This window comes from Cellulomonas cellasea, from assembly GCF_006538745.1.
In the GTDB taxonomy this organism is placed as follows: Bacteria; Actinomycetota; Actinomycetes; order Actinomycetales; family Cellulomonadaceae; genus Cellulomonas_A; species Cellulomonas_A cellasea.
In genome coordinates, this window is record NZ_BJLR01000030.1 from 348,912 (window position 1) to 360,316 (window position 11,405).

Consider the following 11,405-nt stretch of genomic DNA (forward strand, 5'->3'; position numbering starts at 1 on the left):
ACGCGCGTCACGCTATCCCCGGCGACCGGCGCGTGCCTACGGACCGAGCTCGGCGCGCCGGTGTGGCCCGATGAAAGTACTTGCCAGTCTAGAAAGTACATGCGAGAGTGAAGGAACCTTCCCACCAGCACACGAGGAGACCCGCCATGGCCACGATGCACCCGCCCACGCCCGACGAGGCGCGCGCGCTGCTCCGCTCCTCCACGACCTCGGCGGCCGCGGTGCGCGACATCGGCGGCAACCGCCACGCGCAGTGGCTGACCGGGCACGCCGTCGCGGTGTTCTCCTACTTCGCCGCGATGGCGACCGCGGACCAGGACGTCGAGGTGCTCGTCTCCTCGGCCGCGTATGCCGCCGCGCTCGCGCTGCTCAGCGTGACGCTCCTGCCGGGCGCGACCGTGAGCAAGTCCGGCATGGGCCGGCGCTGGCTCCGGGCCCTCCTGTGGTGGGGCGCGATCTACGCCGCGTGCATGGTCGTCGGCGCCTCCTTCTTCCGCGCCGAGCCCGCGTTCTGGCTCCCCGCGGCCGTCGTGACCGCGCTGCCGCTCGCGATCGGCGCCCTCCGGGAGAACCGGGCATGACGGCCGCACCGGCGCCCGACGGCGCACTGCCCGCGCCGGACGTCGTCGGGGCCAGCGCCCGCGTCCGGCTCGACGAGGTCATCCACGCCCCCGTCCGGCTGTCGATCGTCGCCGCGCTCGCGGCCACGGACGAGGCGGAGTTCGGCGCGGTGCGGGACGCGGTCGAGGTCTCCGACTCGGCGCTGAGCAAGCACGCGTCCGCGCTCGAGCAGGCCGGGTACGTGGCCGTGCGCAAGGGGTACGTCGGCAAGCGGCCCCGGACGTGGCTCAAGCTCACGCCGCCCGGGCGCGACGCCCTCGCCGCGCACCTCGCGGCCCTGCGCCGGATCGCGGGCGACGTCTGATCCGAGGGGCGGCGGCCACTCGACCGGGCGGGCGCGCCGAAAGAGGGTGACGCACGTCACACGCTTTTATGGTCACTTCGACCATCAGAGACTGGCGCAGCGGCGCTCGATCGAGCATTATGGTCACCATGACCACAACGACGAGCACGGCACTGCTCACCGACCACTACGAGCTCACGATGCTGCGCGCGGCCCTCGCGGACGGCACCGCGCACCACCGGTCGGTCTTCGAGGTCTTCGCCCGGTCCCTGCCCGCCGGCCGCCGCTACGGCGTCGTCGCCGGGCTCGGCCGCGTCGTGGACGCCGTCGAGTCCTTCCGGTTCACGCCCGAGCACCTCGCCTGGCTGCGCGAGACCGGCATCGCCGACGACGCGACTGCCGCCTACCTCGCGGGGTACCGGTTCACCGGCAGCATCGACGCGTACCGCGAGGGCGAGCTGTACTTCCCGCACTCCCCCGTGCTGACCGTGACGGGCACGTTCGCCGAGTGCGTCGTGCTCGAGACGGTGATCCTGTCGATCCTGAACAGCGACTCCGCCGTCGCCTCGGCCGCGGCCCGCATGGTCAGCGCCGCCCACGGCCGGGTGCTCCTCGACATGGGCAGCCGCCGGACCGGTGAGCAGTCCGCGGTGGCCGCCGCCCGCGCCGCGTACGTCGCCGGGTTCGACGCCACGAGCAACCTCGAGGCCGGGTTCCGGTACGGGATCCCCACGCGCGGGACCGCGGCGCACGCCTTCACGCTCGCGCACGCCGACGAGGCCGCCGCGTTCGGCTCGCAGGTCCGCGCGCTCGGCACCGGCACGACGCTGCTGGTCGACACCTACGACACCCGCGAGGGGATCGCCCGCGCCGTCGCCGCGGCGGGTCCCGGGCTCGGCGGCATCCGCATCGACTCCGGCGACCTCGGCGCCGAGGCGCGCGCCGCCCGTGCGCAGCTCGACGCGCTCGGGGCCGGCTCCGCCCGGATCGCGGTGACCGGCGACCTCGACGAGCACGTCATCACCGCCCTGGCCGATGCGCCGGTCGACGTGCTCGGCGTCGGGACCCGGCTCGTCACCGGCTCGGGGCACCCGACGTGCGGCATGGTCTACAAGCTCGTCTCGATCGCCGACCGGCCCGGCGCCGACGCACCCATGCGTGCGGTCGCGAAGAGGTCGGCCGGCAAGGGCAGCGTCGGCGGGCGCAAGGTCGCCTACCGCGGCCTCGACCACGCCGGGTACGCCTCGCGCGAGAACGTCGTCGTCCGACACCTCCCCGACGCACCCGAGGCGGGCCTCGGGCGGGCGCTGCAGGTCCCGGTCGTGCGCGGCGGGAACGTCGTGCACCACCCCTCGCTCGCCGAGATCCGCGCCCACCACCGCGGCGCGAAGGCCGAGCTCATGCCGCTCGACCTCGACCTCGCCCCGGGCACCCCGCGCCTGGCCGCCGACCCGACGGCCCTCACCCCCACGACAGGAGCCTGACCGATGACCACCCAGCCCCCCACCCTCGCCCTCGTCGTCGTCGACGTCGAGGTCTGCTTCGCCGAGGGCGGCACGCTGCCCGTCGCGGGTGGCGCCGCCGTCGCCGCGGCCGTGACCGCCCACCTGGCCGCGCACCCGCAGCGGTACACCCGCGTCGTCGCCTCGCGCGACTGGCACGACCCGCTGCCCGGCACGAACGACGGGCACTTCGCGAGCCCGGGCACCGCGCCCGACTACGTCCGCACGTGGCCCGAGCACGGCGTCGCGGGCACCCCGGACGCCGAGTACCACCCCGACCTGCGCCTGCCCGCCGGGACCGTGCACGTCGTCAAGGGCATGGGCCGCGCGGACTACTCCGCGTTCGACGGCGTCCAGCTCGACACCCTCGGCACGGGCGCCCCGCGGGGAGTGCTCGACGCGCTGGCCGGCGTCGAGGTCGTCGAGGTCGTCGGCATCGCGACCGACCACTGCGTCCGGGCGACCGCGCTCGCCGCGGCGGAGGCCGGCTTCCGGGTCCGGGTCCTGACCGACCTGACCGCCGGCGTGGCCGTCCCGACCACGATCGCGGCCCTGACCGAGCTCGCGCAGGCCGGCGTCGAGCTCACGACCTCCACCGCGGTGACGTCGTGAGCCGCGGCGCGCGCGCCGCCGTCCCGGCGCGGGCCGGCGACACACTGGGCCCGGCGGCCGCGACGCCGCCGGCCACCACCCCGGACACGAAGGACGGCGCACGATGAGCCACGACCGCACGCCCGCCGCGCAGTCCCCCGCGCAGGCCCCCGCGGGCTACGACGCGGGCGAGTACCCCGTCTTCTTCGTGACGGTCGACACGGCGATCTTCACCGTGCGCGACGGCGCGCTCAAGCTCCTGCTCGTGCAGCGCCAGGACGACCCGTACGCCGGGTGCTGGGCGCTGCCCGGCGGGTTCAAGAACCCCGACGAGACGCTCGACGAGGCCGCCTGGCGCGAGCTCGCCGAGGAGACCGGCGTGACGACGAGCGGGTGGCACCTCGAGCAGCTCGGCTCGTTCGGCGACCCGCGACGCGACCCCCGCGGTAACATCGTCACGGTCGCGTACGTCGCGTTCGCGCCGGACCTGCCCGACCCGGTCGCCGGCTCAGACGCCCGCGACGCCCGCTTCTGGGACGTGGACGACCTCGACCTGCCGAGCCTGCAGGGCGGCAACCACGACCGCGGCCTCGAGGACGCCCCCGAGCTCGCGTTCGACCACACCGTCATCGCGGCGCGGGCCGTGGACCGCGTCGCGGCCAAGCTCGAGTACACGACGCTGGCCACGGCGTTCTGCCGCCCGCAGTTCACGCTCGGCGAGCTGCAGCACGTCTACGAGGCCGTGTGGGGCGTGCGCCTCGACCGGTCGAACTTCCGCCGCTGGGTCCAGCAGACCACGGGCCTCGTGCGCCCCGCCGACACCGACACCCGCCGGACCTCCGGGGGCCGCGGCCGCCCCGCCGCGCTGTTCGAGGCCCGCTCGGAGCTCGGCACCCTCTACCCGCCGCTGCTGCGGCCCGACGACGCCCGCGCGCTGCGCCCGGCGAAGGAGACCCGATGACCACCCTGCGCGTGATGCTCGCCCAGACGACCACCCGGGTCGGCGACCTGCCGGGCAACGCGGCGACCCTCGCGGCGGCGGTCGCCGCGGCGGAGCGGGTGTGCGCCGACGTGCTCGTCACCCCGGAGATGGCCGTCACGGGCTACCCGGTCGAGGACCTGCTCTTCGAGGCCGAGCTCGTGGGCGCCGCGATGGACGCGGTGACCGACGTGGCCGCGACGACCGGGCGGACCGTCGCGCTGCTCGGGTCGCCGTGGCACGTGGGACGCCTGCCCGACGCCGGCGGGGCCGGTGCGCTCGGCTGGTCGGCGGACGCGCTCGAGCGGCCGCTGCGCAACGTCGCGGCGCTGGCCCACGGCGGGCGCGTCGTCGCGGCGCACGCCAAGTCGCTGCTGCCCACGTACTCGGTGTTCGACGACGCGCGCCACTTCGCGCCCGGCGCGCGCCGCCAGTCCGTGTACACGGTCCGCACGCCGGACGGCCCGGTCACGTTCGGCGTACTGATCTGCGAGGACGTGTGGGACCCGGCGCTCGCCGTCGAGGCCGCCGCGGCGGGCGCGCAGGTCCTGCTCGTGCCGAACGCGTCGCCGTACCACGTCGGCAAGCCCGCTCTGCGGCTCGCGCAGGTCGCGGCCGCCGCACGCGCGGCCGGGGTGCCCGTCGCGTACTGCAACACCGTCGGGGGCCAGGACGAGGTCGTGTTCGACGGCGGCTCGTTCGTCGTCGACGCCGACGGCCGGCTGGTGGCGCGGGCGCGGTCGTTCGTGGCCGACGAGCTCGTGGTCGACGTGCCCGTCGCACCGCGGCGCGACGCCGACCGCGCCGTCGAACCGGGGCGGGCGCGCGCGGGCGCGGCCGGGCCCGCGTGGGGCACCGACCGCAAGGCCGACCCGAGGACGGGCCCGCCCGACGTCGTCGACCTCGGCGTCACGCACGCGAGCCGGGCGCCGCTCGCACCGCCGGTCGTGACCCCGGCCCTGGACGTCGACGCCGAGGTGTACGCCGCGATCGTCACGGGTTTCGGGGACTACTGCCGCCGCGTGGGGCTGCCGCGCGTCGTGCTCGGCCTGTCCGGCGGGATCGACTCGGCGCTCGCCGCGGTCGTCGCCGTGGACGCGCTCGGCGCCGACGCGGTGTGGGGCATCGGGATGCCGGGCCCGTACTCGTCGGCCGGCTCGGTCGACGACGCCCGCGCGCTCGCCGCGAACCTGGGCATCCGGTTCGACGTCGTCCCGATCGCCGACGCGTACGCCGAGCGCCGTGGCGCCCTCGACGGGCTGCTGACCGACGCCGCCGCTGCGGGGCGCTCGCCGTCGGGGACCGTCGACCCGGTCGCGTGGGAGAACCTCCAGGCCCGGCTCCGGGGCACGACGCTCATGACCGTCGCGAACGCCACCGCCGCGCTGGTCTGCACCACAGGGAACCGGTCCGAGTCGGCCGTCGGGTACTTCACGCTCTACGGCGACAGCTGCGGGACGGCGCCGAACCCCCTTGGCGACCTGCTCAAGACCACGGTTGTCCGGCGCGACGGCAGCGTGCTGCCCGGGGTGTACGGGCTCGCGGAGTGGCGCAACGCGCAGGCGTCCGCCGCCGGGCAGGTCCCGCCGATCCCGCTCGCCACGCTGACGAAGCCCGCCTCGGCCGAGCTCGCGCCGGACCAGCAGGACACCGACTCCCTGCCGCCGTACCCGGTGCTCGACCGGCTCCTGCTCGCGTTCCTCGAGGAGCACGCGAGCGCCCAGGAGCTCGCCCGGACGCTCGTGGACGAGGACGGCTGGGACGTCGGCACGGCGGTCGCGACGGTCAACCGGGTGCTCACGCTCGTCGACCGCAGCGAGTTCAAGCGGCGGCAGGCCCCGGTCCGGATCAAGGTGTCGCGCCTGGCGTTCGGGCGCGACCGGCGCATGCCGATGGCGAACCACTGGTCGCACGCGCGGGCCGTGGTGCCGGAGCGCGAGCCGCTGACCGCGTGACGGGGCGGCGTACCGGTGAACGGTCGGCCGGCTCCCGGTCGGCCGCGACCCGCACGACGCCGGGTCCCCGGATGCTGAGCATCCGGGGACCCGGTCACCCCCCGCCGACCCGGGCAGCTCGGACCAGCACCGTCTCCCGACCCGTCTCCGGGGTGCATCGCGACGGCACGGCTCAGCCGCGGCGCCAGAGCTGGGCGGCGTTGCCGTTGCAGGTGTACTGGGAGATCCGCGCCCCGTTGGCGGTGTCCCACCCGTAGTTGTCGAGGCAGAGGCCGCTGTGCCGGTTGCGCAGCGAGAACCAGCCGTTGCCTCGGTCGAGGATCGTCCAGTCCTGAGCAGCGACGCCGTTGCAGGTGGAGAGCCGGACGTCGGAGTTGAGCGCCGTCGCCGAGTTCCAGTTGTCGAGGCACAGGTTGGCGTGCTGGTTGCGGATCCGGTAGTAGCCGCCGACGTAGCTGAGCTCCCAGGCCTGCACGTTCGAGCCGGTGCAGTCGTAGAGCCGCACCTCCGCGCCCGGGGTGGTGTTCCTCTCCCAGTCGTCGACGCACTTGTTGCTGTGCTGGCCCCGGATACCGGGCTTGGTCATCCCCGTCGGCAGCGGCTGGCCGAAGAACGGGTCGCCGTTGTCGCGCCAGTAGAGCTGCTGCACGCGGGTGTGCCGGTTGGGGTCCCGGAGGGCGTCCGGGGTCGGGTTCGCGTAGTCGCGGGCGTGGAACACCAGGAGGTCCGTGCGGTTGTCTTCCGCGACCGTGAAGCTGCCGTGACCCGGGCCGTGCACGCCGTTCGCCGTCTGGAAGACGGGCACCGGGCTCTTGGACCACGACGTCGGGTCGAGGAGGTTCGCGGTGCCCGAGGCCGACAGCAGCCCGAGCTTGTAGCGCGAGTCCGTGGCGGAGGCCGAGTAGGCGATGAACACGCGGCCGTTCTTCAGCAGCGGCGACGGTCCCTCGACCACCCCGGCGACGCCCTCCATCTCCCAGCCGTACGTCGGGCGGGCGATCTCGGTGGCGGCTGTGGCCAGCGAGGTCGGCGACGCCATCCGCGCGATGTACATGTGGCTGTTGTAGTTCGTGCTCGGGCTGTCCTGGGCCCACGTGAAGTAGCGCTGACCGTTGTGCTCGAAGGAGGCAGGGTCCAGCTGGAACGACTCCCAGCCCGTGGTGAGGCGGGCCGGTGCGGACCACGAGCCGGTCAGCGGGTTGGCCGACGTGGTGCGTGTCCAGTAGAGGCGCTGGTCGAAGGTGTTGCTGCTCGGGGACGCCGAGAAGTACAGGTACCAGGCGCCGTCGTAGAACTTCACGTCCGGTGCCCAGATCCAGCCGCTCAGCGGGCCGGAGGCCGGCGCCTGGTAGATCGTCGTGGGCGTCGCGGTCCCGAGCCCGGCGAGCGTCGTGGCGCGGCGGAGCTCGAGGCGCTTGTAGTCGGGCACCGACGCCGTCATGTAGTAGTAGCCGTCGGTGTGCTTGTGGATCGCCGTGTCGGCGCGCTGCTTCACGAGCGGGCTCGGTGGCTCGATGAACTGGGCCGACGCCGGCGCTGCGAGGGCGGCGACCATCAGGGTCGCCGCAGCAGCGGCGAGGAGTCGCCGGCCGAAGGTGCTCCGAAGAGACATGGGTGGACTCGCTCTCGAGTGGGGTGCGGTCCGGGCGGTGCCCGGGGGACGACGCGAGCGCGGCGGTCAGCGCACCACGCGGAAGGTGGCGTCGGCGCGTCCGCCGGCGTCGGTGATCGGGTCGATGCGCAGGGCGTACGAGGAGTGCCGGAGGTACCGGTCCGGGACGTTGTACGACCGGTAGGACGTCCACGAGGAGGAGGCGAGCCCCGCGACCGGCGTGAAGGCGGCGTCCGCGGCGAACGTGCTCGACCCGTCGTTGCGCTCGAGCCGCAGGACGTAGCCGTAGTGCCGCAGGTAGTGGTCGGGGAAGTTCACCGACCGGAACGAGACCGTGCCGCTCCCGGCGAGGCCGGGCACGACACGCCACTGGGCGTCCTGGGCGGGCGTGACGTCGGCGTCGACACGTGCGGTGTAGTTCGCGTGGCGCACGTAGCGGTCCTGGACGTTGTACGACTGGATCCGGCTGATCGCGGTCGTGCTGCCGCCCCACCGCGACAGGACCCGGCTCTGCTCGGCCGCCGTGAGCTGCAGGATCGAACCGTGCCGCTTCTTGGTGGCGCCCAGGCTGTAGCCGCTCACCGTCTGGAAGTTCCGCGTGCTGCCGAGGTTCGACGACCGCAGCGGCAGGTAGCCACGTCCCGTGGCGTACTGGTCGAGCCACAGCCCCCAGGAGGTGCCGTTGTTGAACGGCATCCACATCGGGCCCTCGACGACGGTGCCGCCACCGGTGCCGTTGGAGATGCCCATGTGCGACAGGTCACCGAGGGTGGTCCAGCTCCCGAGCACGGAGTTGCTGCCCTCGATCGTGATCTGCCCCTCGGCGGACGCCCGGTAGTAGCGGTAGCCACCGGCGCTGCTCGGCACCTCGACGATCTGGGTGTCGATGATGCCCTGGCTGCGCGACGCGGGCCGGTCGATGTAGACCTGCGCCGGCGTGAACGTGCGGAAGTCGCTGGTGCGCGAGTAGTAGATCCGGTGCTTGGTGACGCCGTCGCGGTTCGCGTTGGTCGCCCAGTAGACGACGTAGTCGTTGGTCCCGGGGTTCCAGATGGCCTCGGGGGCCCACGCGTTGCCGGCCCCCGGGATGGTGCCCGCGACGTTCACGAGACGCGGGGCGGACCAGTCGACGAGGTTGGACGACTCCCACACCACGAGCGACGTGCTGCCGCGGCCCGACGCGTCGCCCCACGAGGTCCCGCTCGCGATGCGCAGGTCCGTGGCGATGATCCAGTACCGGTCGCCGCTGGGCGATCGGACGAGCGCCGGGTCCCGCACGCCGCGCGTGCCGACGGTCGAGACCAGGACGGGCGCGCCGTTGTTGAGGTCGGTCCAGCTCAGGCCGTCCGTGCTGTGCGCGAGGTGGATCTGCTCCCCGTTCGACGACTCGCCCGTGAAGTGCGCCAGGAGGTAGCCGGTGAACGGGTCGAGCGCAGCAGCCCGCTCGGCGGTGGCGACCGCCGAGGCTGCGAGCAGGGTCAGCGTGGCGAGGAAGGCGGTCAGCAGGGTGGTGGGGCGACGTCGGGGTACGGCCAGTCTCATGCGAGCACTCCCTTGTGCTTCGGATGCCGTGAAGATGACCGGCCGGGTCGACCGTCACCGTCGTGCGGACGGAGCGGGGGTCGGTCCGGTCTGCGTCGACCGGACAAGCCGTCCGCGGACGTCACCGAGCGGAGGACCGACCGCCTGACGACGTCGTCAGGCGGGGAACGCGCGGCTCTCTGCGTCGAGGACCTGGGACGGCCGACACCGTCCGCTCCTGTGCGCGTCCGATGTTAGCGGTCACATCGCCGCGGCGACGCGGTTTCCGACCTCCGCGGACGACCGCTCACGCGACGGAGCCCCAGGCCGCTCGGCCCGGGGCTCCGTCGCCTCACGTCGGCGTGCCGCTCAGATCAGCACGGCGCCCTTCGACGCGGACTGCACGAGCTTCGCGTACTTCGCGAGCACCCCGCGCGTGTACGTGGGGGGCAGCGGGGCCCAGCCGATCTTGCGCGACTCGAGCTCGGCGTCGTCGACGAGGACCTCGAGCGTCGCGTTCGCCACGTCGAGCCGGATCCGGTCGCCGTCGCGCACGAACGCGATGGGACCGCCGTCGACCGCCTCGGGGGCGACGTGCCCGACGCACAGGCCGGTCGTCCCGCCCGAGAAGCGCCCGTCGGTCAGCAGGAGCACGTCCTTGCCGAGGCCGGCGCCCTTGATCGCACCGGTGATGGCGAGCATCTCGCGCATGCCCGGGCCGCCCTTGGGGCCCTCGTAGCGGATCACGACGACGTCGCCCGCGACGATCGTGCCGTCCTCGAGCGCGTCCATCGCGGCGCGCTCGCGGTCGAACACGCGCGCGGTGCCCTCGAAGACGTCCGAGTCGAAGCCTGCGGACTTCACGACGGCACCCTCGGGCGCGAGCGAGCCGTGCAGGATCGTGATGCCGCCCGTCTTGTGGATCGGGTTGCCCATCGCGCGCAGGATCTTGCCGTCCGGGTCCGGGGGCGCGATGTCCGCGAGGTTCTCCGCGATCGTCTTGCCTGTGACCGTGAGGCAGTCGCCGTGCAGCAGCCCGGCGTCGAGCAGCGCCTTCATGATGACCGGCACGCCGCCGATGCGGTCGACGTCGTTCATGACGTAGCGGCCGAACGGCTTGAGGTCGCCGAGGTGCGGGACCTTGGCGGCGACGCGCGAGAAGTCGTCGAGCGTGAGGTCGACCTCGGCCTCGTGCGCGATCGCGAGCAGGTGCAGCACCGCGTTGGTCGAGCCGCCGAACGCCATGACGACGGCGATCGCGTTCTCGAACGCCTTCTTCGTCATGATGTCGCGCGCGGTGATGCCGCGGCGCAGCAGCTCGACGACCGCGGCCCCGGACTTCTCGGCGAACGCGTCGCGGCGGCGGTCGGCCGACGGCGGGGCGGCCGAGCCGGGCAGCGACATGCCCATGGCCTCGGCGACCGAGGCCATCGTGTTGGCGGTGTACATGCCGCCGCACGCCCCCTCGCCGGGACACACGGCGCGCTCGATGAGGTCGACGTCCTCGCGGCTCATCAGCCCGCGCGCGCACGCGCCCACGGCCTCGAACGCGTCGATGATCGTGACGTCCTTCTCGGTGCCGTCCGTGAGCCTCACGAAGCCCGGGGCGATCGAGCCGGCGTAGAGGAACACGCTCGACACGTCGAGCCGCGCGGCCGCCATGAGCATCCCGGGGAGCGACTTGTCGCAGCCCGCGAGCAGCACCGAGCCGTCGAGCCGCTCGGCCTGCATGACCGTCTCGACGGAGTCCGCGATGATGTCGCGGCTCACGAGCGAGAAGTGCATGCCCTCGTGGCCCATCGAGATGCCGTCGGACACCGAGATGGTGCCGAACTCGAGGGGGAACCCGCCCGCGGCGTGCACGCCGACCTTGACGGCCTTCGCGAGCCGGTCGAGGGACAGGTTGCACGGCGTGATCTCGTTCCACGAGCTCGCGACGCCGATCTGCGGCTTCGCGAAGTCGTCGTCGCCCATCCCGACCGCGCGCAGCATCCCGCGGGAGGCCGTGGCCTCGAGCCCGTCGGTGACCGTGCGCGAGCGCGGCTTGAAGTCGATGCCGTCGATCGGGGTGGGCGCGGGCGCCGACGGCGGCGTCGTCGAGCGCGGCTGGGTGCTGTCAGCGGACACGGACGTGGTCATGCTCGCGAGTGTAGGTCGGCTCCGGAGCGCCTCGGGCGGAGGGTCGCACTGCGGACCACGGGCGCGCCGGGGACGCCCCGAGGGGGCCGGCGGGGTGCCGCGGCGTCCGAGGGGTGGGACGCCCCGGACCCGGGTCGCCGGTGCAGGCGGCGGGTGGGGCTCTCGGCAGCTCGAGGCGGGCGCGCAGCAGGCCGGGCCGGGT

The 11,405-nt window shown here is 73.9% G+C and carries 9 protein-coding genes; 6 read left to right on the forward strand and 3 right to left on the reverse strand.

Annotated elements, in window-relative coordinates:
• The first annotated feature begins 146 nt into the window (after nt 1-146).
• From CCE01nite_RS16850 to CCE01nite_RS16875, 6 genes are all read left to right on the forward strand, one after another.
• The gene (locus CCE01nite_RS16850) at nt 147-581 is read left to right on the forward strand and encodes a hypothetical protein (RefSeq protein WP_052103780.1); all 435 of its coding nucleotides are present in this window, start codon (nt 147-149) and stop codon (nt 579-581) included.
• Nucleotides 578-925: a winged helix-turn-helix domain-containing protein gene (locus CCE01nite_RS16855; protein WP_052103783.1), complete on the forward strand. Its 348-nt coding sequence runs from the start codon at nt 578-580 to the stop codon at nt 923-925. The genes CCE01nite_RS16850 and CCE01nite_RS16855 overlap by 4 nt, the downstream gene beginning before the upstream one ends.
• A gap of 119 nt (nt 926-1,044) precedes the next feature.
• Nucleotides 1,045-2,388 (forward strand): nicotinate phosphoribosyltransferase, encoded by a 1,344-nt coding sequence (locus CCE01nite_RS16860; RefSeq protein WP_034627131.1) that lies wholly within the window; start codon nt 1,045-1,047, stop codon nt 2,386-2,388.
• Between the two features lie 3 nt (nt 2,389-2,391).
• Nucleotides 2,392-3,018, forward strand: coding sequence for an isochorismatase family protein (locus CCE01nite_RS16865; RefSeq protein ID WP_034627138.1), 627 nt, complete (start codon nt 2,392-2,394; stop codon nt 3,016-3,018).
• Between the two features lie 103 nt (nt 3,019-3,121).
• Nucleotides 3,122-3,958, forward strand: a complete 837-nt coding sequence (locus CCE01nite_RS16870) for an NUDIX hydrolase (RefSeq protein WP_052103785.1) — start codon at nt 3,122-3,124, stop codon at nt 3,956-3,958.
• Nucleotides 3,955-5,931 carry an NAD+ synthase gene (locus CCE01nite_RS16875; RefSeq protein WP_034627139.1) on the forward strand — a complete coding sequence of 659 codons (1,977 nt, stop codon included), beginning with the start codon at nt 3,955-3,957 and terminating at the stop codon, nt 5,929-5,931. The genes CCE01nite_RS16870 and CCE01nite_RS16875 overlap by 4 nt, the downstream gene beginning before the upstream one ends.
• A 172-nt stretch (nt 5,932-6,103) precedes the next feature.
• On the opposite strand, the gene CCE01nite_RS16880 is transcribed toward CCE01nite_RS16875, so the two are convergent.
• The 3 genes from CCE01nite_RS16880 to ilvD form a co-directional block, all read right to left on the reverse strand.
• The gene (locus CCE01nite_RS16880) at nt 6,104-7,543 is read right to left on the reverse strand and encodes a family 43 glycosylhydrolase (protein ID WP_034627145.1); all 1,440 of its coding nucleotides are present in this window, start codon (nt 7,541-7,543) and stop codon (nt 6,104-6,106) included.
• Nucleotides 7,544-7,609: 66 nt separating this feature from the next.
• Nucleotides 7,610-9,085 carry a glycoside hydrolase family 43 protein gene (locus CCE01nite_RS16885; RefSeq protein ID WP_052103789.1) on the reverse strand — a complete coding sequence of 492 codons (1,476 nt, stop codon included), beginning with the start codon at nt 9,083-9,085 and terminating at the stop codon, nt 7,610-7,612.
• A 348-nt stretch (nt 9,086-9,433) separates the two neighbouring features.
• Complete coding sequence (gene ilvD, locus CCE01nite_RS16890; protein WP_246056639.1) at nt 9,434-11,203, reverse strand: dihydroxy-acid dehydratase; 1,770 nt, start codon at nt 11,201-11,203, stop codon at nt 9,434-9,436.
• Nucleotides 11,204-11,405: the final 202 nt, after the last annotated feature.